General features: G+C 70.3%; 22 protein-coding genes. 18 read left to right on the forward strand and 4 right to left on the reverse strand.

Translation table 11 applies throughout. The annotated features are described in order from the left end of the window. From LQV45_RS02145 to LQV45_RS02175, 7 genes are all read left to right on the forward strand, one after another. On the forward strand, positions 1 to 1,123 hold a 1,123-nt coding region (locus tag LQV45_RS02145), incomplete at its 5' end, for an ABC transporter substrate-binding protein (protein WP_230005527.1). A 55-nt stretch (positions 1,124 to 1,178) separates the two neighbouring features. Next, a complete protein-coding gene (locus tag LQV45_RS02150; protein ID WP_230005528.1) occupies positions 1,179 to 2,111 on the forward strand; it encodes a carbohydrate ABC transporter permease in 933 nt (310 codons plus the stop codon). Then, positions 2,108 to 3,022, forward strand: coding sequence for a carbohydrate ABC transporter permease (locus LQV45_RS02155; RefSeq protein WP_230005529.1), 915 nt, complete (start codon positions 2,108 to 2,110; stop codon positions 3,020 to 3,022). The genes LQV45_RS02150 and LQV45_RS02155 overlap by 4 nt, the downstream gene beginning before the upstream one ends. A 3-nt stretch (positions 3,023 to 3,025) precedes the next feature. Further along, positions 3,026 to 3,757 carry an SDR family oxidoreductase gene (locus LQV45_RS02160; protein WP_230005530.1) on the forward strand — a complete coding sequence of 244 codons (732 nt, stop codon included), beginning with the start codon at positions 3,026 to 3,028 and terminating at the stop codon, positions 3,755 to 3,757. Positions 3,758 to 3,784: 27 nt separating this feature from the next. Continuing rightward, positions 3,785 to 4,654, forward strand: a complete 870-nt coding sequence (locus tag LQV45_RS02165; protein ID WP_230005531.1) for a dihydrodipicolinate synthase family protein — start codon at positions 3,785 to 3,787, stop codon at positions 4,652 to 4,654. Next, positions 4,651 to 5,544 carry a ribokinase gene (locus LQV45_RS02170; protein WP_230005532.1) on the forward strand — a complete coding sequence of 298 codons (894 nt, stop codon included), beginning with the start codon at positions 4,651 to 4,653 and terminating at the stop codon, positions 5,542 to 5,544. Before LQV45_RS02165 ends, LQV45_RS02170 begins: the two co-directional genes overlap by 4 nt. A 69-nt stretch (positions 5,545 to 5,613) precedes the next feature. Then, positions 5,614 to 7,248 carry a fucose isomerase gene (locus LQV45_RS02175; RefSeq protein WP_230005533.1) on the forward strand — a complete coding sequence of 545 codons (1,635 nt, stop codon included), beginning with the start codon at positions 5,614 to 5,616 and terminating at the stop codon, positions 7,246 to 7,248. A gap of 57 nt (positions 7,249 to 7,305) precedes the next feature. On the opposite strand, the gene LQV45_RS02180 is transcribed toward LQV45_RS02175, so the two are convergent. Beyond that, entirely contained in the window at positions 7,306 to 7,899 is a 594-nt protein-coding gene (locus LQV45_RS02180) for a hypothetical protein (RefSeq protein ID WP_230005534.1), read from the reverse strand. Between the two features lie 141 nt (positions 7,900 to 8,040). Between LQV45_RS02180 and LQV45_RS02185 the strand changes: the two genes are divergently transcribed. The 4 genes from LQV45_RS02185 (at position 8,041) to LQV45_RS02200 (ending at position 14,361) form a co-directional block, all read left to right on the forward strand. Continuing rightward, a complete protein-coding gene (locus tag LQV45_RS02185) occupies positions 8,041 to 9,768 on the forward strand; it encodes an ABC transporter ATP-binding protein (protein ID WP_230005535.1) in 1,728 nt (575 codons plus the stop codon). Then, the gene (locus LQV45_RS02190; RefSeq protein ID WP_230005536.1) at positions 9,765 to 11,792 is read left to right on the forward strand and encodes an ABC transporter ATP-binding protein; all 2,028 of its coding nucleotides are present in this window, start codon (positions 9,765 to 9,767) and stop codon (positions 11,790 to 11,792) included. Before LQV45_RS02185 ends, LQV45_RS02190 begins: the two co-directional genes overlap by 4 nt. A gap of 141 nt (positions 11,793 to 11,933) precedes the next feature. Continuing rightward, positions 11,934 to 13,142, forward strand: a complete 1,209-nt coding sequence (locus LQV45_RS02195; protein ID WP_230005537.1) for a glycosyltransferase — start codon at positions 11,934 to 11,936, stop codon at positions 13,140 to 13,142. Between the two features lie 16 nt (positions 13,143 to 13,158). Then, positions 13,159 to 14,361, forward strand: a complete 1,203-nt coding sequence (locus LQV45_RS02200) for a glycosyltransferase (RefSeq protein ID WP_308288804.1) — start codon at positions 13,159 to 13,161, stop codon at positions 14,359 to 14,361. Here the strand turns inward: LQV45_RS02200 and LQV45_RS02205 are convergent. After that, positions 14,337 to 14,612, reverse strand: coding sequence for a hypothetical protein (locus LQV45_RS02205; protein WP_230005539.1), 276 nt, complete (start codon positions 14,610 to 14,612; stop codon positions 14,337 to 14,339). The genes LQV45_RS02200 and LQV45_RS02205 overlap by 25 nt on opposite strands. An 85-nt stretch (positions 14,613 to 14,697) precedes the next feature. On the opposite strand from LQV45_RS02205, the gene LQV45_RS02210 reads away from it, so the two are divergent. After that, a complete protein-coding gene (locus LQV45_RS02210; protein ID WP_230005540.1) occupies positions 14,698 to 15,702 on the forward strand; it encodes a GlxA family transcriptional regulator in 1,005 nt (334 codons plus the stop codon). A gap of 29 nt (positions 15,703 to 15,731) precedes the next feature. Here LQV45_RS02210 and LQV45_RS02215 read toward each other — a convergent pair whose 3' ends face one another. Next, positions 15,732 to 17,108, reverse strand: coding sequence for a DUF2252 domain-containing protein (locus LQV45_RS02215; protein WP_230005541.1), 1,377 nt, complete (start codon positions 17,106 to 17,108; stop codon positions 15,732 to 15,734). 145 nt (positions 17,109 to 17,253) lie between these two features. On the opposite strand from LQV45_RS02215, the gene LQV45_RS02220 reads away from it, so the two are divergent. The 6 genes from LQV45_RS02220 to LQV45_RS02245 all read left to right on the forward strand — a co-directional run bounded on the left by LQV45_RS02220 (position 17,254) and on the right by LQV45_RS02245 (position 22,548). Then, positions 17,254 to 19,458, forward strand: coding sequence for an ATP-dependent Clp protease ATP-binding subunit (locus tag LQV45_RS02220; RefSeq protein ID WP_230005542.1), 2,205 nt, complete (start codon positions 17,254 to 17,256; stop codon positions 19,456 to 19,458). Between the two features lie 81 nt (positions 19,459 to 19,539). Then, a complete protein-coding gene (rraA, locus tag LQV45_RS02225) occupies positions 19,540 to 20,007 on the forward strand; it encodes a ribonuclease E activity regulator RraA (protein ID WP_230005543.1) in 468 nt (155 codons plus the stop codon). Positions 20,008 to 20,050: 43 nt separating this feature from the next. Next, positions 20,051 to 20,455 (forward strand): VOC family protein, encoded by a 405-nt coding sequence (locus LQV45_RS02230; RefSeq protein WP_230005544.1) that lies wholly within the window; start codon positions 20,051 to 20,053, stop codon positions 20,453 to 20,455. After that, a complete protein-coding gene (locus tag LQV45_RS02235; protein WP_230005545.1) occupies positions 20,452 to 20,784 on the forward strand; it encodes a helix-turn-helix domain-containing protein in 333 nt (110 codons plus the stop codon). The genes LQV45_RS02230 and LQV45_RS02235 overlap by 4 nt, the downstream gene beginning before the upstream one ends. A gap of 175 nt (positions 20,785 to 20,959) precedes the next feature. After that, a complete protein-coding gene (locus LQV45_RS02240; protein WP_230005546.1) occupies positions 20,960 to 21,247 on the forward strand; it encodes a helix-turn-helix domain-containing protein in 288 nt (95 codons plus the stop codon). Then, the gene (locus LQV45_RS02245) at positions 21,244 to 22,548 is read left to right on the forward strand and encodes a type II toxin-antitoxin system HipA family toxin (protein ID WP_230005547.1); all 1,305 of its coding nucleotides are present in this window, start codon (positions 21,244 to 21,246) and stop codon (positions 22,546 to 22,548) included. The genes LQV45_RS02240 and LQV45_RS02245 overlap by 4 nt, the downstream gene beginning before the upstream one ends. Before the next feature lie 284 nt (positions 22,549 to 22,832). On the opposite strand, the gene LQV45_RS02250 is transcribed toward LQV45_RS02245, so the two are convergent. Continuing rightward, positions 22,833 to 23,417 (reverse strand): nitroreductase family protein, encoded by a 585-nt coding sequence (locus LQV45_RS02250; protein WP_230005548.1) that lies wholly within the window; start codon positions 23,415 to 23,417, stop codon positions 22,833 to 22,835. Positions 23,418 to 23,431 lie beyond the last annotated feature (14 nt).

Raw genomic sequence — 23,431 nt, forward strand, 5'->3', positions numbered from 1 at the left:
CTACAAGGACGAGACGGGCGTCACCGTCAACATCGAGGCCTACGGCAACGAGCAGCTGAACGACAACTACAAGGTCAAGCTCAACGCGTCCTCGTCCGACTTCGACGTCATGGCCTTCCAGGTGCAGGACGTCATGCGCGAGTTCTCGCGGAACGGCTGGCTCGCCGACATGACCGACTACGTGACCTCGGATGCCGAGTGGAACTGGGAGGACTTCCAGCCCGCCGCCCGCGACGCGGTGGCCCTCGACGGCACCGTCTACGGCGTTCCGGTCATGACCGAGCGGCAGATCGTCTACTACCGCGCCGACCTCCTCGAAGCGGCCGGTCTGGCCGTGCCGAAGACTCTCGCCGACCTCGAGAAGGCGATCGCGACTCTCCACAACCCCGACGGGGGCGTGTACGGCATCGCAATGCGCGGGTCGCGCGTGCCGCTGGTCACTCAGCTGTCGTCCTTCCTCTACAGCTACGGCGCCGACTTCCAGGACAAGGACGGCAACGCCAGCATCGACACCCCCGAGGCCGTGAAGGCGATCGAGTTCTACGGCGATCTGCTGAGCCAGTACGGCCCTCCCGGAGTCACCAACATGGGGTGGGTCGAGGCATCCGCTCTCTTCGCGCAGGGCAAGGCGGCGTTCTACATCGACGCCGACAGCCAGGCGTACACGTTCCTCGACCCCGCGAACAGCAGCGTCGTCGACACCGTCGGATTCGCGCAGTTCCCCGAGGGGCCCGCGGGCTCGAAGTTCTACAACATCGTCCCGCAGACGGTCGGCATCAACGAGTTCTCGAAGAAGAAGGATGCCGCGTGGGCGTTCATCAAGTGGGTGACGAACCAGGAGAACACCAAGTGGCTCCTCGCGAACGAGACCGTCCCGGGTGCCCGCCTCTCGGCCTGGGAGGATGACGCGGCCGTCGCGAACTTCCCCGCCGGTCTGGTGGAGATCGTGCGCAACGTGGCCGACCACGGCGTCGGTCACGACCGGCCGCGTCTCGAGCAGGTCGCCGCAGCCCGTGAGATCGTCGGCGGCCCCGTGATCACCGCGATCGAGGGCGGCAACGCCTCCGACGCCGCCGCGTCGGCCAACACCCAGTTCCAGGATCTCCTCGACTCCGAGAAGTGACCACACGGGGCCCCGGCATCGCCGCCGGGGCCCCACCCCGACCGAAGGAGGAACGGTGGCGAGCATCACCGCCCCGCGCCGTCGCGTCGCCCCCGCGACTCGCGCCGTCGACTGGATCGACGCGCATCTCAAATGGATCCTCATCGCCCCGTCGGTGGTGTTCATCGCCCTGCTGATCGCCTTCCCGATCGGCTACACGATCTTCCTCTCGCTGACCGACTCGTCCGGTGCGGTCTCGCGTCCGTTCGAGTTCGTCGGACTCGACAACTACATCGGCTGGCTCACCGACACCGAGCGCTTCTGGCCGGCCGTCGGCCGCACGGCCTACTTCACCGGCATGGCGCTCGCCCTCGAGATCGTGCTCGGGCTCGCGATCGCCCTCCTGCTGCGCAAGACGTTCCGCGGACAGAGCATCGTGCGCGTGTTCATCCTGCTGCCGCTCGTGGCCACTCCCGTCGCCGTCGGCATGATGTGGCTGCTCATCTTCGAGCCCACGATCGGTTTCGCCAACGTCGTCATGCGCTTCTTCGGACTCCCGGCCCAGGGCTGGCTCTCCGACCCGTCGATGGCGCTGAACACCCTCATCTTCATCGATGTGTGGCAGTGGACGCCGATGGTCATCCTCATCCTCCTGGCGGGGCTGTCCACGCTGCCGGAGGAGCCCGACGAGGCCGCGCGCGTCGACGGTGCCAACGCCTGGCAGCGCTTCCGTCACATCACGTTGCCGCTGCTGGCGCCCGTCATCGGCGCCGCCGCCATCCTCCGCTCCATCGACGCGATGAAGACCTTCGACATCATCTACGCCACGAAAGGCATCGGTGGCGGATCCAGCCACGAGGCGGAGACGCTGAACATCCTCGCGTACGGCCAGGCGTTCCAGTTCTCCCAGTACGGCAAGGCTTCGGCGTTGCTCATGCTCTTCTTCCTGCTGATCGTCGTCGTCCTGCTCGTCCTCGCCATCCTCCGCAACCGGGGAGCCCGCTCATGAGCACCACCGTCACACCCGTCCCCGTCTCTCGCCGCGCCTCGTCGGCCCGGGCCGACGCGCCCGTGCCGCCCCCGATCCCGGCCCGTCGACGCAAGCGTCCGGCCGCGGTCGCGGGCGGAGTTGCCCGCGCCGTCGCCATCGCCGTCGTGGTCCTGTCCTTCCTGATCCCGCTGATCTGGATGTTCCTCGCGAGCCTGAAGCGCAACCTCGATGTCGTCGACCCGGCGAAGACGGTCGTCTTCGAGCCGACGCTCGGCAACTACGACACCGTCTTCGGGGCGCAGAACTTCCTGCCGATCATCGGCAACAGCATGCTCGTGGGTGTCGGCGCCACGTTGCTCGCGCTCGCCATCGGCGTCCCCGCGGCCTACGGCATCGCGAGATACAAGGTGCGCAGCACCACGGCGTTCCTGCTCATGGCCCGTGTCATCCCGGGGGTGAGCCTGCTCATCCCGTGGTACTTCCTGTTCTCGCAGATCCAGCTCGTCGGCACCTATACCGTGCTGATCCTCACGCACCTGTTCGTGACGATGCCGCTGGTGGTGGCGATCATGTCGAGCTTCTTCGACGGGATCCCCGGCGAGTTGGAGGAGGCCGCGCAGATCGACGGGACCAGCCGGATCGGGGCGTTCGTCCGCGTCGTCCTGCCGCTCTCGGTGCCCGGCATCGCCACGGCCGCGATCCTGTCGTTCATCTTCAGCTGGAACAACTTCCTGTTCGCCCTCGTGCTCTCCAGCCAGAGCACGCGCACACTGCCGGTGGCGATCGTCAACTTCACCAGCTACGCCGCGGTCGACTGGGGTGGGCTGATGGCCGCCGCCGTCGTCATCACGGTGCCGGTGATGATCGTGGCCCTGATCGCGCAGAAGTACGTCGTCAGCGGCCTGACCGCCGGCGCGACGAAGGGCTGACCCGTGACGCGTTCTCCCGCGTGGGTCATCGGCGGCGGCTCGGGAATCGGCGAGGCGGCGGCCCATGCGCTCGCCCGGGACGGTCGGCACGTGATCGTGTCGGGTCGCCGCGAGGCGCACCTGGCGCGCGTCGTCGCTGCCGTCCGGGCGGCCGGGGGATCGGCCTCGGCCGCCGTGGTCGACGTCCGCGACGCCGTCGACGTGGCATCCACGGCCGCCGCCGTCGCGCACGAGCACGGGCCGATCGGCGTCCTGGTGTACAGCGCCGGGACGAACGTGCCCGACCGGTTCTGGGGCGGCCTCGACCCCGTCGACGTGTCGTCCGTGATGGATGCCAACCTCCACGGCGCCGTGCGCGCCGTCCACGCCGTGCTGCCCGCGATGCGCGAACGCGGCGAGGGACGCCTCGTGCTGGTGTCGTCGTGGGCGGCGTGGAGGTACTCGCCGGGCGCCGGTGCGGCGTACTCGATGAGCAAGAACGCCCTGGGCGTGTTGGCCGAGACGCTCAACGCCGAGGAGGGTCCCGGCGGCGTCACCGCCACCCACCTGTGTCCCGGCGAGGTGGCCACCGACATCCTCGACACGCGGCCCTCGCCTCCGACCGCCGAGGCGCGCGCGCTCATGCTCCGTCCCGACGACATCGGCGAGGCCGTCGCGTGGGTGGCCGGTCTCCCGCCCCGCGTGTGCGTGAACGAACTCGTCGTCACCCCCGCCGCAAACTCCTCCTACGCCTGATCCGCCCCGGCCCCGAAAGGACCGTCCATGTCCCGTCGTGACATCGTCACCGCCATCCCCACCAGCTTCCACGCCGACGGCAGCCTCGACGTCGACGGCAGTCGGGAGATCTTCCGCTACGTCGCCCGGTCGGGCAACGAGGGCGCCTTCGTCCTCGGGACCACGGGGGAGTTCCCCGCCGTGGACGACGCGGAGTTCCGCACCCTCGTCGAGATCGCGCTCGCCGAACTCGCTCCCGTCATGCGGGTCATCGTGCACGTCGGCCAGCCGAGCGCGTACGAGGCCGTGCGTCGCGTGCGCATCGCCCGCGAGCTCGGGGCGACCGAGTTCGCCGCGCTCACCCCGTACTATCTGCCCGCCGCCGAAGAGGCCGTCTTCGACTACTTCGCCCAGGTTTCGGCGGCCGTCGGCGACGGGGCGCTCTCGGTGTACGTCTACCCCAAGCGCAGCGGCATCCAGGTCAGCCCGGCGCTCCTGGCGCGGCTGTCGGAGCTGCCCGCCGTGGTCGGGGCGAAGGTGAGCGAGCTCTCGCTCGACGAGCTCGCCGCCTACCGCGCCGTCGTCCGTGACGACTTCGTGCTGTACACCGGCGCCGATCGCGAGCTGGTCGCCGCCGGCTCCGCGGGGGCCCAGGGCGTGGTGTCCGGGGTGTCCTCGGTGCTCCCGCGGCCGTTCCGCGACCTCGCCCGCGCCGCGGATGGCGACGACGAGTCGGCCCTCATGCGGGCGCAGGCCGCCGTCGACGACGTCGTCGCGGTCATCGGCGGCGACATGGCGCGCATGAAAGCCGCCTACCGTCACATGGGCATCGCCGACGGTGTCTGCCGCATGGCGCTGATCGAGCCCGACGCCGCCGCGATCGCCGAGATCGAGCGCGTCGTGGCCGCCTACCGGTGAGCGGCGCGGTCGTCGTCGTCGGCTCGATCAACGCCGACGAGACCCTCCCGGTCGGTCGCTGGCCGCAACCGGGGGAGACGGCGCTGTTGACGGGACCGATCCGCGCGGGTCTCGGTGGCAAGGGGGCGAACCAGGCCGTCGCCGCCGCGCTCGCGGGTGCGCACGTGTCCTTCGTCGGCGCGATCGGGGCGGATGCCGCGGCGGCGACGGTGCGGGACGCGCTCCGCGGGCACGGCATCGACGTCCACGGCATCCGCTCGGCGCCGACGGGGACGGGCCGGGCGATCATCGTCGTGGACCCGGGCGGCGAGAACCTCATCCTCGTCGACCCGGGGGCGAATGCCGCCCTCACGGTCGACGACGTCCGCGCGGCGTCCGCGCGGGTGCGGGCGGCCGACGTCGTGCTCGCGCAGGGCGAGATCCCCGTTGTCGTGGTCGACGCGCTCGCGACGCTCTGTCGCGAGGTCGGCACCCGCTTCGTCCTCAACCTCGCACCGCCGATCGCGGTGGGCCCTGAGACCCTCGCGACGGCCGACCCGCTCATCGTCAACGAGATCGAGGCCGCCGAGTTGGGGCTCGATCCCGCGGGCCCCGGTGTCGGCCCGGCACGTTCGCTCGTGGTGACCCTCGGCGCCGCGGGGGTGGAGCTGCGGACGCCTGCCGGCGCGACACGCCTCCCCGCACGGGTGGTCGACGTCGTCGACACGACCGGGGCGGGCGATGCCTTCGCCGGTTCGGTCGGCGCGGGGCTGGCAGCCGGGCTCGATCTCGAAGCCGCCGCCCGCTTCGCAGTGGACGCCTCGGCGTTCGCGGTGACCCGTGCGGGCGCCTCGTCGTCGTACGGCCGTCGCGACGAGATCCTCGCGGTCTTCGACGGCCTCGATCGCTGACTTCCCTCACGGGGCGCGCGCCGCGCCCTCCTGCCCCGCGCCTCACGGCGATGACGAAAGGACCCCGAGTTGACCACCTACACCTTCCCGCAGCCGCGACCCCTGCCCGACGCCGCCCCGCGGACGGCCTACCTCCTCGCCTCCGGCGACCTGCGCGAGTCCGCGAACGTCGCCGGCTGGCCCGCGCAGGTGGCGATGGAGCAGGCCGTCACCGCGGCGTTCGCCGACCTGGGCTGGACCGTCGTGCGGGCCAACGGCGTCGACCCCGACACGGGCCATGGCTTCATCTCGAGCCAGCGGATGGGGTTCGACGTCTTCGCCGGCATCCCGACCGATGCGCCGGTGATCGTCGCCGAGGCCGTGTGGCAGTACTCGCACCACGTGCTCGGCGGCCTGCGCACCCATCGTGGCCCGATCCTCACGGTCGCGAACTTCGCCGGCGAGTGGCCGGGGCTGGTGGGGCTGCTCGGATTGAACGCGGGCCTGACCAAGATGGGCCGGGACTACGCCACCATCTGGTCGGTCGACTTCACCGACGAGTGGTTCCGCGCGGGGTTGCGCGAGTGGGTCGAGACGGGGCGGATCACCCACGACGACTCGCACGTGCGGCCGCTGCCCGAGCTGCCGCGCGTCCCCGAGGTCGAGTTGGGCCGCGCCCTCGGTGCCGAGTTGCTGCGCGAGAAAGCCATCATCGGCGTCTTCGACGAGGGCTGCATGGGCATGTACAACGCGATCTTCGACGACGAGGTGCTCAATCGCGCCGGCATCTACAAGGAGCGACTGTCGCAGTCCGCGCTCTACGCCGAGATGCTCGCGGTCACCGACGCCGAGGCCGACGCGGCGTTCGACTGGCTCATCAGGGCCGGCATGACCTTCCGGTTCGGCGAGGATCCCGCCACGGAGCTCACGCGCGATCAGGTGCAGTGGCAGCTGAAGATGTACATCGCCGCGCTGCGGATCGCCGACGACTTCGGCCTGGATGCCGTCGGCATCCAGTACCAGCAGGGGTTGAAGGACCTCGTGCCGGCCTCCGACCTCGCCGAAGGCATCCTCAACTCGACCGATCGGCCGCCGGTCCTCTCTCGCGACGGCCGTCGCGAGCTGCAGGCCGGTCGGGCCTTCCCGCATTTCAACGAAGCCGATGAGGGCGTGGCCGTCGATGCGCTGGTGACCGACCGGGTGTGGTCCGCGATGGGGCTCGTGCCCGACAACACCCTGCACGACGTGCGATGGGGCGAGGAGTATGACGGTCGTTTCGTGTGGGTGTACGAGATCTCCGGATCCGTTCCGGCCTCGCACCTGGGCGGGTGGAGGAATGCCGAGGGGTGGCGACAGAACCCCGTGTTCTTCCCCGCCGGTGGCGCCACGATCAACGGCGTCTCCCGTCCCGGCGAGGTCGTCATCTCGCGGGTGTTCCTGGCCGAGGGTGTTCTGCAGGTCGACCTGATGCGCGGGTCGGTCGTGGAGCTGCCCGATGAAGAGACCCGGCGCCGCAAAGAGGCGACCAACCCGGAGTGGCCGATCGCCCACGTCGTCCTCCACGACATCGATCGCGACCAGTTCATGGCACGCCACAAGGCCAATCACGCGCAAGTCGTCTACGCGGCGGATGCCGAGACCGCCGACCGGGCGCTCCTGGCCAAGGCCGCGATGTTCGACGCGATCGGCATCCGCGTCCACCTCGCCGGACGCGTCGCCGTCTGAATCGTCCCCGGGCCCGCGGTCGTCGCGGGTCCGGGGACGGTTCAGCGACGTGCGGGCTCAGGCCGGGTCGAGCCGGAGCACCGTCGCGGACTCGCCCACGCGCAGCTCGTCCACGACGCGCAGGGTGCGGGCGAGGTCGTCGACCGCGCCGATCACCGTGCCGAACCGCTCCCTCTCGGCGCACACGGCCGTGACGGTGACGAAATGGGCGCCGGTTTCCCACGTGTAGGTCGCGAACGGCGGAGTGCGCGGATCGGACGGCAGGGGCATCGCGAGCTTCTCGCCGACGCCCAGGTGCGGATTGCGGAACGACTCGGTGTCGTCGTACTCCATCGGCATCATGGCCCGGGCCGCGCGCAGCTGCGGGGTGGCCTCTTGCAGCTGCGCCATGACGACCAGCATGTCGGGCGCGTCCCGCCACACCCATACGAGAACGCGGCCGGCCGCCCGTCGCATGAGGAGCGGGGCGGCCTGGCTCGCCACCCAGGCGAAAAGCCCGCTGCCGGGGCGTTCGGCCGCCCCCACCGCGCGGTTCGCCTGGGTCAGCAGCATCCGGATGGCGGCCTTGCGATGGCGTCGCCCGCCGAAGCCCAGGGAGCCCGTGATGGGCACCCAACGTGCGGCGGGGGCGTCGGCCTGGAGTCGAGGCATGGCCCCAGCCTACGAGGCGGGATGCCGGGATGCCGAGGGAGGCGTACGCCGTCGGCGGAAGCGCTCCCGCCGTGTCGGAGGTTCGTGCCACTCTTGATCCGCGGCGGTCGCGCCGCACCGACCTGACACCCGGAGAACGCCGTGCTCGGAAAGCTCCTGACCCGCTACCTCTCGCGGTATCGCTGGCTCCTCGTCGCCATCCTCGCCTTCCAGGCCGCGTCGGCCATCGCGACGCTGTACCTGCCGCGTCTGAACGCCGACATCATCAATCTCGGCGTCGCCCGCGGAGACACGGGCTACATCTGGTCACGGGGCGCGATCATGCTCGTCATCTCCCTGGGGCAGATCATCGCGGCCGTGATCGCGACGTACTTCGCCGCCCGTGCGGCGATGGCGGCCGGCCGCGACATCCGCCGCGACATCTTCGAACGCGTGAGCGGCTTCTCGGAGCGCGAGCTCTCGCAGTTCGGCGCCGGCTCCCTCATCACCCGCAACACCAACGACGTCCAACAGGTGCAGATGCTGGCGATGATGGGCGCGACGATGCTCGTGAGCGCGCCGCTCCTCGCCATCGGCGGCATCATCATGGCGCTGCAGCAAGACGTGGGGCTGAGCTGGCTGATCGGCGTCGCGGTGCCCGTGCTGCTCGTCGCCGTCGCCCTGATCATCGCGCGCATGGTCCCGCTGTTCCGGAGCTTCCAGGTCAAGCTCGACGCCGTCAACCGCATCCTGCGCGAGCAGCTGACCGGCGTCCGTGTCGTGCGGGCGTTCGTCCGTGAGCGCATCGAAGAAGAGCGCTTCCGCGGAGCCAACACCGACATCATGGTCGTCGGTCGCAAGGTGGGCTCGCTCTTCGTGCTGCTCTTCCCGCTCGCGATGCTGGTGCTGAACGTCACCGTGGTCGGTGTCATCTGGTTCGGCGGCATCCAGGTCGACGCCGGCGGTGTCGAGATCGGGACACTGTTCGCGTTCATCCAGTACGTCGCGCAGATCCTCGGCGGCGTCCTCATGGCCAGCTTCATGACGGTGATGATCCCGCGCGCCGCCGTCTCGGCGGAGCGCATCGGCGAGGTGCTCGAGAGCGAGTCCACCCTCGTCCGCCCCGAGAACCCCGTCTCGACCTTCCCCACCCCGGGCGAAGTGGTCTTCGACGACGTCGCTTTCGCCTACCCCGGTGCCGAGGCGCCGGTCGTGTCCTGCATCACCTTCGCCGCGGCTCCCGGTGAGACGGTCGCGATCGTCGGGTCGACGGGGTCGGGAAAGACCACGCTCGTCTCGCTGATCCCGCGCCTGTTCGACGTCACCGGCGGTGCCGTGCGCATCGGCGGCGTCGATGTGCGCGAGGCCGACCTCGACGAGCTGTGGCGGGGGATCGGCCTCGTGCCCCAGCGGCCCTTCCTCTTCAGCGGCACGGTCGCGTCCAACCTCCGTTTCGGTCGAGAGGACGCGACCGACGACGAGCTCTGGCGTGCGCTCGAGATCGCGCAGGGGCGCGACTTCGTCCACGAGATGGAGGGCGGTCTCGAGGCCCGCATCGCCCAGGGCGGCACCAACGTCTCGGGCGGCCAGCGACAGCGCCTCGCGATCGCGCGGGCCATCGTGCACCGGCCGCGCGTCCTCGTCTTCGACGACTCGTTCTCGGCGCTCGACCTCAGTACCGATGCGCGATTGCGAAAAGCCCTATGGGGAGAATTGCCCGACGTGACCAAGGTCGTTGTCGCGCAGCGCGTCTCCACGATCACCGGGGCCGACCGCATCGTGGTGCTCGAGGACGGGCGCATGGTGGGCCTCGGCACGCACGACGAACTCCTCCGCACGAGCCCCACGTACCGTGAGATCGTCGAGTCGCAGCTGGGGGTGGAAGCATGAGCACTCCCGACGCCCTCACCGAAGAAGACCGCGCCGAGCTCGAACTCGCCGAGCAGGCTCGCCAGAGTTCCGGCGACTGGAACAGCGTCGCGCCGGGCAAGGCGGCCGCGTTCGGCCCGAGCTTCCGGCGACTCATCGGTCTGCTGCGTCCGCACGCGTGGTCGTTCACCTTCGTGTCCGTGCTCGGCGCCGCCGGCGTCGTGCTCGCGGTGCTCGCGCCCCGCGTCCTCGGCGACGCCACGAACATCATCTTCGAGGGCGTCGTCTCGCGCGGACTCGCCGAGAACTTCCCGGCGGGCACGTCGAAGGACGTCGTCGTCGAGAGCCTGCGCTCGGCCGGTCAGGGCGACATCGCCAACATCGTGTCCGCGATGCAGAACTTCCAGGTGGGCGCCGGCGTCGACTTCGACGCGCTGCGCATGGTCATCGTGACGGTCCTCGCGATCTACGTCGGCTCGTCGCTGCTGTCGTGGATCCAGGGCTACGTCATCAACGTGATCATGGTGCGCACCATGTGGCGTCTGCGCGAAGACGTCGAGGCCAAGATCAACCGGCTGCCGCTGTCGTACTTCGACAAGGTCCAGCGCGGTGAGCTGATCTCGCGCGTGACCAACGACATCGACAACATCACGCAGACGATGCAGCAGTCGCTCTCGAGCGCCCTGACATCGGTGCTGACGGTGGTGGGCGTCCTCATCATGATGTTCACGATCTCGTGGCAGCTCGCCCTCGTCGCCCTCGTCTCGCTCCCGCTCATGGCCGTGATCTTCGGCGTCATCGGCCCGAAGTCGCAGAAGGCGTTCGGCGAGCAGTGGAAGAAGGTGGGCCGCCTGAACGCCCGCGTCGAGGAGTCGTTCTCGGGTCACGCCCTGGTCAAGGTCTACGGCCGAGAGAAGGACGCGCGCGAGAAGTTCGAGGTCGAGAACGACGAGCTCTTCGAAGCGAGCTTCAAGGCCCAGTTCCTCTCCGGCATGATCATGCCGGGCATGATGTTCGTCGGAAACCTCACATACGTGGGTATCGCGGTACTCGGTGGTCTCATGGTCGCGGCTGGGCAGATCCGCCTCGGCGACGTGCAGGCCTTCATCCAGTACTCGCAGCAGTTCACGCAGCCGCTGTCGCAGCTCGGCGGCATGGCCGCGGTCGTGCAGTCGGGAACGGCCTCGGCCGAGCGCGTGTTCGCGCTGCTCGACGCCGACGAGCAGGACCCGGATGCCGCCGATGCCCCCGCGCACGTCGAGGGGCGGGGTGTCATCGAGTTCGAGTCGGTCCGGTTCTCGTACACCCCCGACCGGCCGCTCATCCGTGACCTGTCGTTCCGCGTGGAGCCGGGGCAGACGGTCGCGATCGTCGGCCCGACCGGAGCGGGCAAGACGACGTTGGTGAACCTCATCATGCGGTTCTACGAGCTCGACGGCGGGCGGATCCTGCTCGACGGGCAGGACATCGCCGACCTCCGCCGCGACGACGTCCGCGCGCGCACCGGCATGGTGCTGCAGGATCCGTGGCTGTTCGCCGGCACGATCCGCGACAACATCCGCTACGGCCGCGAGTCGGCCACCGACGACGAGATCGTCGAGGCCGCCGTCGCCACCCGCGTCGATCAGTTCGTGCACTCGCTGCCCGAGGGCTACGACACGGTGCTCGACGAGGACGCCGCGAACGTCTCGGCCGGAGAGAAGCAGCTCATCACGATCGCCCGCGCGTTCGTGGCGCGGCCGTCGGTGCTGATCCTCGACGAGGCCACCTCGTCGGTCGACACGCGCACCGAGCTGCTGCTGCAGCAGGCGATGGCGGCGCTCCGCGCAGGCCGGACGTCGTTCGTCATCGCCCACCGGCTCTCGACGATCCGCGACGCCGACCTCATCCTCGTGATGGAGCACGGCGACATCGTCGAGCAGGGCACGCACGAGGAGCTGATCGCGGGCCACGGCGCGTACTGGCGTCTGTACCAGTCGCAGTTCGAGAGCGCCGCCGGCGACGAGGAATCCGTCGCCCCCCTCCGCTTCGACGACGCGCGCTGAGCAGCCTTCCTCACGTGGCCCAGAGCGGTGCCGCCCCGCGCCCCGCCTCCGGGGGGGCTGCGAAACCGCTCGGGTACAGTGGTCGTTCGCATGCACCGCACCGTGCGACCTGTTCCGCCGCACAGATAGGCCTCACCACACGTGACCACTCCTGCGACGCCCGCCGACCACCCCACGGCCGACCGACCTCTCACGATCCTCATCGGAGCCGACACCTTCCTCCCGCACGTGAACGGTGCTGCCCGCTTCGCGGAGCGCCTCGCCGCGGGGCTCGTCGCTCGCGGACACGACGTGCACGTCATGGCGCCGAGCGCGGGTCGCGGCAACGCCGGGACGTTCACCGAGGTGGTCGAGGGCGAGCCCATGACGATGCACCGACTCCCGTCGTGGCGCTTCCTGCCGCACGACTGGCTCACGTTCGTGCTCCCGTGGCGGTCCAAGCACTACGCCCGGCGGGTGCTCGACGAGGTGAAGCCCGACGTGGTGCACATCCAGTCGCACATCATCATCGGCCGCGGCCTTGCGCGCGAGGCCCGCAAGCGCGGCATCCCGGTCATCGCGACCAACCACGTGATGGCCGAGAACATCCTCGATTTCACGACCCTGCCCGACTTCCTCGACCGCATCTTCGTGAAGCTCGCGTGGGCCGACGCGAAGCGCACGTTCGCGCTCACGCGTGCGGTGACCACTCCCACGCGCCGCGCGGCCGACTTCCTCGAGTCGACGATCGACGTCCACGGGGTCATCCCGATCTCGTGCGGCATCGACCGCTCGAACTACACGCCCGACTTCGAACCGCGCGACGCGAACCGCATCCTGTTCGTCGGCCGCTTGACCACCGAGAAGGGGATCGACGTCATCCTGCGCGCGCTCGCCCGGCTCGACCCCGCGCTCGACACGACGTTCGACATCGTCGGGGGCGGCGATCAGCGCCGCAACCTCGAGCAGCTGGCCGAGCAGCTCGGTGTCTCGGACCGTGTCACCTTCCACGGTCACGCCTCCGAAGAGGACCTCCGCGCGCTGTACACGCGGGCGAGCGTGTTCGCGATCGCCTCGATCGCCGAGCTGCAGTCGATCGCGACGATGGAGGCGATGGCATCCGGTCTCCCCATCGTGGCCGCCGACGCCGTGGCGCTGCCGCACCTCGTGCACGACGGCGAGAACGGCTACCTCTTCGAGCCGGGAAACGTCGATCAGCTGACCGCTCGCCTGACCGACGTCCTCACGGCCGGCCCGGACGAGCGCCGTCGCATGCAGCAGGCCTCGCTCGACGGCGTGAAGGTGCACGACATCGGTCGCACGCTCGACACCTTCGAGGCGCTGTACCGCGGACGCCCCCTGCCGGAGTGACCTCGTGCACGTGGTGATGTTCGCCGACCAGCACGTCGAGTCGCTGGGCGGCGCGCAAGTGTCGATGCGGCTGCAGCGGCGCTTCCTCGAGCGCGCCGGGCACACGGTGACCGTCGTGGCGCCGCGGCTGCACCGCCCGGCCGCAACCGACGCCGCATACGTCGACATGCCCTCGATCCCGGTCACCCTCGACCGCGAGTATGCCCTCAGCTGGCCAGGGAGCCGGACCGACCGGTTCGTGGATGCTGCGATGGCGACGCGTCCGCCCGTGGACGTCGTCCATGTGCAGGCCGATTTCTGGGGCGCGTTCATCGGGCACCGGTTCGCCGCGCGCCACGGGCTGCCGGTCGTGCACACGATGCACAACCGCGTCGACGTGGGCATCGAGGCCACCGCGCCGTTCCCGGGCGCGGTGCTGCGGGTGCTGAACGGGTGGGCGCGACGGGCGCTGCGCCCGGCGTCGCGCGCGCGAGGAACTCGCGATACCGCTCGCGCGAGCGACGGGTGGGCCTACCTTCGCCGGCTCGCCGCCCTGTCCGCCGCGGTCACCGCGCCCTCGGCGCACTTCGCGCGGCGTCTCGAGACGCACGGCGCGGTGCCGCCCGGCGGGGGAGTCGACGTGATCTGGAACGGCATCGACGACGACGTCCTCGACTCGGCCGTCTCCTCCGGCGTGGGCGAGCGCCGCCCCGGCCGCCCGCGCTTCGTGTGGATCGGTCGCATGAGCCCCGAGAAGCGGCTGCTGCCGTTCCTCGAGGCGGTCGCGGCCTCCGGCGTCGACGCCGAGGTCGAGGTGATCGGCGGAGGGGCGCAGTCGCGCGCGGCACGCCGCCTCGTGGAGCGCACGCGCCCGGTGGCATCCGTCCGGTTCTCGGGCCGGATGCCGTACGCCCAGACGCTCGCGCGGCTCGCCGATGCCGACGCCGTGGTGCAGACGTCGATCGGCTTCGAGACGCAGGGGATGACGGTGTTCGAGGCCGCGTCCCTGGGGACTCCCGCGGTCGTCAGCGACCCCGACATCGCCGCGGAACTCGGCGGCGGCGTGTGGAGTGTCGCGGATGCCACGGTCCCGGCGCTCGCCGATGCCCTCCGCCGCGCGGCCGCCGATATCGCCGCCGGGACGCCGGTCGCGGTCGACGCCACGATTGGCGAACGGTTCCGCCAGTCGTCGCGCACGGCCGCCATGGTCGCGGTCTACGCCCGCGCCGCGTCGCGCTGAGCGCGCCGAGACCGGGTGGTTCCCCGCGCCGCGTCGCGCGGAGCGCGGAGCGCCGGGGCATCCGCAGGGCGGGCCGGGGCCGCGGCGGTCGGCGGAGCCGCGTCCTCGCTGCGGGACGGTGCGGGATCCGTCCCGGCGGGCAGACGCCGCGGGTCGGTGGGAATGTGACCGTAACCGTCGGTGCCGATCAGCCACACCGTGGCGACGATCGCGACGAGGGCGAGGGCGGCGAGAGCGATGAGGTAAGCCATGGCAGAGAAGCTACGTCTGTACGAATAGTGCCCGCGAGTGGCATGATGGACGTCAATCGCCGCTTTTCTGCCAACCGGAGGATCCATGCGTTCCGTCGCCGTCGTCGTCCAGCCGGGCTTCGCCCCGTTCGAGTTCGGTCTCGCGTGCGAGGCGTTCGGTCTCGACCGCACCGACGACGGTGTCCCGAACTTCGACTTCCGCATCGTCAGTCCCGACCCGGGCGTGGTGCCGTCGAACATCGGGTTCTCGATCAACGTCGAGCGGGGTCTCGACGCCGCGGAGGATGCCGACATCCTCGTGCTCGCCCCGATCCCCCGGGAGCGGTGGGGTGCGGTCGACGTCCGCGTTCTCGACCTCGTGCGCCGCGTGCACGCGCGCGGCGCGTGGCTGCTGAGCGTGTGCAGCGGGTCGTTCGTCCTCGCCGACTCCGGGGTGCTCGACGGACGCCGGGCCACCACGCACTGGCGGTATGCGCCGTTGATGGCCCGCATGTACCCCCGGATCGAGGTCGATCCCGACGTGCTCTACGTGCAGTCGGACAACATCATCACGAGCGCCGGCACGGCGGCCGGTCTCGACGCGTGCCTGCACCTGCTGCGGCAAGAGCTCGGCGCCGAGCTCACGAACCGCATCGCCCGGCGCATGGTCGTCGCGCCCCAGCGTGACGGCGGGCAGGCCCAGTTCATCGCCTCCCCGCTGCCCGTGGACACGTCGCTCTCGCTCGCCCCGGTCACCGAGTGGATGCTGCAGAACCTCGACGCCGATCTGCCGGTGGAGCGCCTCGCGGCGCGCGCCCACATGTCGCCGCGCACGTTCGCGCGTCGGTTCAAGGCGGACTTCGGCGCGACTCCGGCGGCCTGGCTGGCGCGTCAGCGTCTGCTGCACGCGCAGCGGCTCCTGGAAGAGACCGACCTCGGCCTCGACCGCATCGCCGCGGAGTGCGGCTTCGGGTCCGCCGCGGTGCTGCGCCAGAACTTCGCCCGCACGATGGGGCTGACCCCGACCTCGTACCGCGCACGGTTCTCGTGCACCGACGCCGAGACCGCGGCATCCGGGGTCGACGTCGAGCGCACCCCGATCGCCGTCTGACGCGCGATCTCGAAAGCGCCCGCTCGGCGTCAGGCGTGCGCGGCGACGAACGCGGCGTGATCCTCGCGAGCGAGATCGGCGTACGCGAACGCCCACGGCACGAGAGCCTCGGTCAACGCGTGCCCGGCGCCGGCGTAGCCGGCGATGTCGGGGGCCTGCGGGGACTGCGCGTGGGCGCGGGCGAGCGTGATCGCGCACGCCTGGGCGTAGCGGCGGAAGGGCTTGTCCGCGAGCTCGACCATCTCGATCCCACCCTTCATGTCGTGGAACTGCCGCACGTAGAAGTCGGCGTCGACGCCGCGCACATGGCCGAGGAACGGGTCGGAGACGCCCTGCAGGACGCGCTGCAGCGCCACCACGCGCGCGCCCTCGCCGTCGGCGGCGACGAGCGAGGTCAGTGCCTCGGGCTGGCGGATGCCGCCGAACTGCTGCAGCACGCTCGTTCCGGCCTGCTTTCCCTGGAGGACGAAGGCGTGCCCGTCACCGTCCTGCAGCAGCAAGAGGTAACACCGGGTCCCGACGCTGCCGACCCCGACGACGCGGCGGGCGACATCGCTGAGGTCGTACTGTTCGAGCGTCATCCGCACATCGACGTTCGCCGAGGTGCGGTACGCCCCGTCGACGGCGAGGACCCGGGCGGCGACCTCCGCGTCGACGGGGGTCATCGTCGGCGGCTGATGCGTGAAGGTGAGGCGGCCGGAGCCCGCTTCGGCGGTCAGTCGACGCACTGCCCGTGCCCCGGTCCGGCGCTCGGCGTCGGCGATGGCGCGCGTGAGGACTTCGCGCGACGCGCGGTCGTAGGAGCCGATCGCCTCGTGCGCGCTGAAGTGCTCGAAGTGGCGGTCGATGGGGTCCCGTTCGACGAGTCCGGCGATGGCCCGGACATAGGCCCGCACCGTCGAGGCGACGGCGTCGCGGACGATCGCGGGGTCGCGATCGGTTTCGCCTTCGGCGAGGACGACGCTCGTGAGCAGTCGCTTCAGGTCCCATTCCCACGGCGCCCACGCTGCTTCGTCGAAGTCGTTGAGGTCGAAGACGAGCGTGCGCTGCGGTGAGGCGTAGAACCCGAAGTTCGCGACGTGGGCGTCTCCGCACGATGCGACGTGGATGGGCGTCGAGGGATCGCGGGCGAGGTCGGCCGCCATGACGGCCGCCGCGCCGCGGTAGAACGCGAAGGGGGTTGCCGACATCCGCTCGATCCGCAGCGGAACCAGTTCGGGGATGCGGGTGGCGTTCTGGGCTTCGAGGATGCCGAGCGGGTCACGTCCTTCGACGGTGAGGCGCCCGAGGTCGCGCCGCGGCACGCGCTGCCGCGCCTCTCGCCCGCGCGCGCGGCGTTCGGAGGCCGAGGGCGGCGGGTTCCACGGGATGTCCGGGCGGGGTGCGGCGGCAGGCGGCGTGCTCACGCGCTCACCCTAGACCCGCGGGTGCTCGCGTCGTCGGGAGGGGTCCTGTCGGCCCTGCGCCCTCCATTGCCTCGAATGCACCCGGCTGCTAAACTTGAGTCAACGCAACTCAACTTTGAAGCGTGACAGATTTCCAGGAGACACCATGAACGCCACTCAGCAGCCGGGGCAGGAGGACGCGCGCAGCGCCCTCGAGCAGTTCGGCATCAACCTCACCGACCGCGCCCGCCAGGGCAAGCTCGATCCCGTCATCGGTCGCGACAGCGAGATCCGGCGGGTCAGTCAGGTCCTCACGCGCCGCACCAAGAACAACCCGGTCCTCATCGGCGAACCCGGCGTCGGCAAGACCGCCGTCGTCGAGGGGCTCGCTCAGCGCATCGTCGCGGGCGACGTCGCAGAGAGCCTCAAGAACAAAGAGCTCGTCGCCCTCGACATCTCCGCACTCGTGGCCGGGGCGATGTACCGCGGTCAGTTCGAGGAACGCCTCAAGAGCGTCCTGAAAGAGATCACCGAGTCCGACGGGCGCATCATCACGTTCATCGACGAACTGCACGTGCTGATGGGCGCGGGCGGCGGCGAGGGTTCGGTCGCGGCATCCAACATGCTCAAGCCCATGCTGGCCCGCGGTGAGCTGCGCCTCATCGGCGCGACGACGCTGGACGAGTACCGCGAGTTCATCGAGAAGGATGCCGCGCTCGAACGCCGTTTCCAGCAGGTGTACGTCGGCGAACCGACGGTCGAAGACACGATCGCGATCCTCCGCGGTCTCAAGGAGCGGTACGAGGCGCACCACAAGGTCGCGATCGCCGACGCGGCGCTCGTGGCCGCGGCATCCCTGTCCAACCGCTACATCCCCTCGCGACAGCTGCCCGACAAGGCGATCGACCTCATCGACGAAGCCGCATCGCGCCTGCGCATGGAGATCGACTCGGCCCCGCTCGAGATCGACGAGCTGCGCCGGCACGTCGACCGACTCAAGCTCGAAGAGCTCGCGCTGAAGAAAGAGAAGGACGCCGCCTCGAAGGAGCGCTTGGCGACCCTGCGCGAGACCCTCGCCGCCGAGCAGTCCAAGCTCGACGAGCTGCAAGCGCGGTGGGAGCAGGAGCGCGCCTCGCTCAACCGCGTCGGAGACCTGAAGACCCGACTCGACGCGGCCCGGGTGGATGCCGAGCGCGCCCAGCGCGAGGGCAACCTCGAGCGCGCATCGCGCCTGCTGTACGCCGACATCCCGGCCCTCGAGCGGGAGCTCATGACGGCCGAACGCGAGGAGCCCGCGGGCGATCGCATGGTCAATGACCAGGTCACCGACGAGGACATCGCCGCGGTCATCGCCGCGTGGACCGGCATCCCGGTGGGGCGCTTGCTGCAGGGCGAGACCGAGAAGCTCCTGCACCTCGAGCGCGAGCTCGGCAAGCGCCTGATCGGCCAGAAGGATGCCGTGAAGGCGGTGTCCGACGCGGTGCGCCGCTCGCGCGCGGGAATCAGCGACCCGAACCGCCCGGTCGGCTCGTTCCTCTTCCTCGGCCCCACGGGCGTCGGCAAGACCGAGCTCGCAAAGGCGCTCGCCGACTTCCTCTTCGACGACGAGCACGCCATGGTGCGCATCGACATGTCGGAGTACGGCGAGAAGCACTCCGTCGCCCGCCTCGTCGGTGCCCCTCCGGGATACATCGGCTACGAGCAGGGCGGTCAGCTCACCGAGGCCGTGCGTCGCCGGCCGTACAGTGTCGTGCTCCTCGACGAGGTCGAGAAGGCTCACCCCGAGGTGTTCGACATCCTGCTGCAGGTCATGGACGACGGTCGTCTGACCGATGGTCAGGGCCGCACGGTCGACTTCACCAACGTCATCCTGATCCTGACGTCCAACCTCGGTTCGTCGATCCTCATCGACCCGACGCTGCCGATCGAGGTCAAGCGCGAGCAGGTGCAGGCGCTCGTCCGGCAGGCGTTCAAGCCGGAGTTCGTGAACCGTCTCGACGACATCGTGATCTTCCAGGCGCTCAGCGAGGACGACCTCGCCCAGATCGTCGAGCTCGCGGTCGACGCGCTGCACAAGCGGCTGCGGGAGCGCCGGCTCACGCTGGCGGTCACGCCCGACGCGCGGTCCTGGCTCGCCGAGCGCGGCTACGACCCGGTGTACGGCGCGCGGCCCCTCCGTCGCCTGATCCAGTCCGAGGTGCAGAACCGCCTCGCGATGGCGATCCTCGCGGGAGGAGTGCACGACGGCGATCTCGTGAAGGTCGACGTCGCGAGCGACGGCGAGTCCCTCGTGCTCACGAGTGCGGGGCCGGCCGCCGAGGCCGAAGATCCCGGCGACGACGACGTGATCGAGGCCGAGATCGTCGAGTAGTCGAACGCCGAGGGGATGCCGCGCCGGTGCGTGGCATCCCCTCGTCTGTGCCGTCGCGGAGCGCCTCGCTACCCTGGCGCCATGACGATCGCAACGGCCGACCTCTACGACGAGCGCGGCGACGACCTCGACTCGCTCTCGCTGCACCTGCTCGACCTCGGCGGTCGGGTCGCCTTCGACGGGCTCGTGCGCACCGTGCGCTGCCACCGCGACAATGCGCTGGTGAAGCGCGTGCTCGCCACTCCGGGCGACGGTGCGGTCCTGGTCGTCGACGGCGGGGGATCCCTCGAGTCCGCGCTCGTCGGCGACCTCATCGCGGGATCTGCGGTGCAGCACGGATGGGCCGGGATCATCGTGCACGGGGTGATCCGCGACCGCGAGGCTCTGGCATCCCTCCCGCTCGGGGTCAAGGCGCTGGGGTCGAACCCGCGCAAGAGCGCGAAGGACGGTGTGGGCGAGGTCGATGTGCCCGTCACGATCGGCGGTGTCGTCTTCGCCCCGGGCCGGCATGTGTGGGCCGATGCCGACGGGGTGCTGGTCGAGCGCTGATCGGGTCTTGACGGCGCACTTCACTTTTGGAAGTATCGCGGCCATGAGCCTCTTCCTCACCTGTCCGGTCGAGTCCGTCGAGCGTTCGACCGCTTTCTACACCGCCCTCGGCTGGACTCTCAACGCCGAGATGTCCGACCACAACGTCTCGTGCTTCGCCATCGCTCCGGAGCAGTACGTCATGCTCGGCAGCCGGGAGATGTACGCCGCCGTCGGCGGGACCGACGATCTCATCGGCGGACCCGACACGCCCTCCAAGATCACGGTGTCGTTCGACCTCGGCAGCCGCGAGGCGGTCGATGGGCTGGTCGAGCGTGCGGGCGCAGCCGGCGGGCGCATCGGCGACACCGACGACTATCCGTTCATGTACCAGCGTCAGTTCGACGACCCGGACGGATACCACTACTCGCCGTTCTGGATGAAGCCGGACGCCGAAGCGTCCGAGTGAGCGGCCTCGAAGCTGCCCTCGATGTCGTCGGTGCGCGCTGGGCGCTGCTCATCGTCGAGCGCTTGCTCGACGGCCCGCAGCGATACGGCGATCTACAGCGCGATCTCGGCGTCGGTACGGCGATCCTCGCCGTGCGTCTGCGCGAGCTCGAAGAAGCCGGCATGCTCGTCCGGCTCCCGCTGAAACACAACACCCGCGCTTACGCCCTGACCCCGCGCGGCGAGGCCTTGCGCGAGACGATCGTCGCGCTGGAGCGGTGGGGTGCTGCCCGGGCGCCAGATCACGTGATCTCGCCGAGATCACCCGACAGTGCGCGCCAGACCGGGTGATCTCGGCCACTTCGCGTGATCTGGCGGGCGCCACACCTCGCCGACATGGATTCGGGCGCACGACGGTCCCGCCTGCCGCAAGATGAAGTCGCATCGGGAGTCAGGATGCCAGTGATTCCCCATCGGGTATCAGTGGTAGGCTGAAGTCATATCGGGAATCACCGAGGGAGGTCACATGCGCGCGCACATCGAATCCCCGGCGGACATCGGGCGCGTCGTGCGCCGTATCCGAGAGTCCCAGGGCTGGTCGCAGCGCAGACTCGCCCAGGCCCTCGGCGTAGGCCAGCGCTACGTGCACGAACTCGAAGTCGGCCGCGCCAAGCGGATAGACGAGCACTACCTGCGGGTCCTGTCCGCGCTCGGGGTGCACTTCGTTGCGGAGTTCGACGACGCCCTCGTGCGCCCCGCAGACACGCGCAGCGGCACCGCGACGCCGGACCCAGCTGTGAACGAAACGGAATGAGCGTCGACGGACTGCCGGTCTCGTTGTACGGCACGATGATCGGTCACCTGGAACGCGACGGTTCCCGCGCCGTACTGCGGTGGTCCACGGAGGCGGAGCAGCGGTGGGGCCTGCGGTCGCGCGTTCTCAGCGCGAGCTTGCGCGTCGGCGACGACGACGCCGACCTCAGCGAGTCCTTCTTCGGAGCGCTGCTGCCGGAAGGAGAGCACATCGCCCGGTTGGCGCGCGAGGTGAAGGTCGACCGGGGAGACCTCGTCGGGCTGCTGACCGAAGTGGGCGCAGACCTCGCGGGTGCACTGCGCATCAGCGGAGCCGCCCCGCGTGCAGACCGCGACCCGGAAGCACTGTCGTCCGCCCAGGTCAGCGGCCTCCTCGACAGCGCGGACGGATTCCTCCTCGGCGGCGGCGGTTCCGCGCTTGCCGGCTTCCAGCGCAAACTCACCCTCACCCGCGTCGACGGCGAGTGGATACGCGGTAACGGAGTTCTCCCGTCGACACACATTCTCAAGCCCGTCGGCCTCGACTCCCGGACCGCCGTGGAGGCCGAGGCCTATGCGCTCGCCGTGGCCCGCGCCGCAGGACTGACCACGATGGGCTCGTGGGTCGAGCAGATCGGCGCGAGGTGGGTCCTGGTTATCGAGCGGTACGACCGCCGTCGGGTCGGCACGGAGATCGAGCGCATCCACCAGGAGGATGCTGCCCAAGCCCTCGGCATCCCCTGGGGCGGAAACGAGAAGTTCCAGCAGAACGATCCGCGTGTGTCCCTCGGCGCGGTCGCGGGACTGCTCGATCGGGGCGAGACTCTCTTCTCGGTGCGGAACGACGACCGGCTGCGCCTCCTGCGCTACACGGCCTTCAACGTCGCGGTGGGCAACACCGATGCCCACGCCAAGAACTTCTCGCTCCTCCACGACGACGGGGGCTCGACGTCGCTCGCCCCGATCTATGACATCGCTCCGCTCGCCCTCGCGTATGACGCCACGACTCGTCTGTCGATGTGGGTCAACGGCGTGGAACAGTTGCCCGAGGTGACGCGCGACGACCTCGTGGCCGAGGGCGTCTCCTGGGGGCTGACGGATGCCGCGGCGACCGCCGCCGTCGACGAGACGCTGGCGGCGATGGTGGAGGCGACGCGTGTGCTGCCCGCGCACGACAGCATCGAGTCGCACGTTCCGGGCTACGTGCGGGGGCAGGCGCAGAACCTTCTCGACGGCAAGCCTGCCCGCATCGCGTCGCATCTGCCGCTGATGTTGCGCGAGCGTCTGGGCACGCCACAGCCGCGCGACGAGGTTCCGCGATAGCGCAGGCTCCCGCCAGGCCGCCGACCGTCGATCGACACGCCCGCGCACCGGTGCGGGTGCGGGTGCGCCAGATCACGTGATCTCGCCGAGATCACCCGACAGTGCGCGCCAGACCGGGTGATCTCGGCCACTTCGCGTGATCTGGCGGAGGAAGCAGCGGGATGCCGCGCGGTCCGGGCCGCGCGCAGAACCGGCATCGGACGGTGATGCCGGGGCGAAACGTGCCCGCCCCCGCACCGCGATCGCGGATGCAGGGGCGGACGGATGCCGGGAGCCGGCGCGACTCAGGCGTCGAGCAGCAGCGTCTCGGCGAGCGGGCGGCGCGTGCGCGGGGCGTTCTCGCGGGCGCGGACGGCCTCGTCGGCGGCATCCGGGTCACCGAAGGCGCCCACGGCGATCACCGTGACGGGGGTGAAGCGAGCGTCGAGGTCGAACGACGCGCGCAGGCCGTCACCCGAGAAGCCGCCCATCGTGTGGGTGGCCAGGCCGCGGGCGTGCGCCTCGACGGTGAAGAACGCGGCAGCCTGGCCGGCGTCGTAGGTCGCCCACGGCAGGGGGTTGCCGTCGGCGTCGGCCGTCTCCGCCAGCACGACGACGAGGGCGCCGGCCGCCGGGGCCCAGCCCTGGTTGAAGCCGACGAGGGAGTCGACGACGCGGGCGTGCGCGTCGGTGCCGCGGCGAGCGAGCAGGAAACGCCACGGCTGCGTGTTGTTCGCCGACGGCGACCAGCGGGCGGCTTCGAACGCAGCGCGCAGCGCTTCCTCGTCGATGGGGGTCTCTGCGTCGAAGACGCGGGTGCTCCAGCGCTCGGCCAGGACGTCGAGGATCGGGACGTCGGTCTGCGCGGTGCGGTCGAGAACGTGGGACATGGGTACTCCTCAGG

The organism is Microbacterium sp. Bi128 (assembly GCF_918698205.1).

Coding starts and splice junctions, on each gene's coding strand:
- LQV45_RS02155 (WP_230005529.1), top strand. CDS start 2,108: ATGAGCACCACCGTCACACCCGTCCCCGTCTCTCGCCGCGCCTCGTCG.
- LQV45_RS02165 (WP_230005531.1), top strand. CDS start 3,785: ATGTCCCGTCGTGACATCGTCACCGCCATCCCCACCAGCTTCCACGCC.
- LQV45_RS02180 (WP_230005534.1), bottom strand. CDS start 7,899: ATGCCTCGACTCCAGGCCGACGCCCCCGCCGCACGTTGGGTGCCCATC.
- LQV45_RS02190 (WP_230005536.1), top strand. CDS start 9,765: ATGAGCACTCCCGACGCCCTCACCGAAGAAGACCGCGCCGAGCTCGAA.
- LQV45_RS02200 (WP_308288804.1), top strand. CDS start 13,159: ATGTTCGCCGACCAGCACGTCGAGTCGCTGGGCGGCGCGCAAGTGTCG.
- LQV45_RS02205 (WP_230005539.1), bottom strand. CDS start 14,612: ATGGCTTACCTCATCGCTCTCGCCGCCCTCGCCCTCGTCGCGATCGTC.
- LQV45_RS02210 (WP_230005540.1), top strand. CDS start 14,698: ATGCGTTCCGTCGCCGTCGTCGTCCAGCCGGGCTTCGCCCCGTTCGAG.
- LQV45_RS02220 (WP_230005542.1), top strand. CDS start 17,254: ATGAACGCCACTCAGCAGCCGGGGCAGGAGGACGCGCGCAGCGCCCTC.
- rraA (WP_230005543.1), top strand. CDS start 19,540: ATGACGATCGCAACGGCCGACCTCTACGACGAGCGCGGCGACGACCTC.
- LQV45_RS02230 (WP_230005544.1), top strand. CDS start 20,051: ATGAGCCTCTTCCTCACCTGTCCGGTCGAGTCCGTCGAGCGTTCGACC.
- LQV45_RS02240 (WP_230005546.1), top strand. CDS start 20,960: ATGCGCGCGCACATCGAATCCCCGGCGGACATCGGGCGCGTCGTGCGC.
- LQV45_RS02245 (WP_230005547.1), top strand. CDS start 21,244: ATGAGCGTCGACGGACTGCCGGTCTCGTTGTACGGCACGATGATCGGT.
- LQV45_RS02250 (WP_230005548.1), bottom strand. CDS start 23,417: ATGTCCCACGTTCTCGACCGCACCGCGCAGACCGACGTCCCGATCCTC.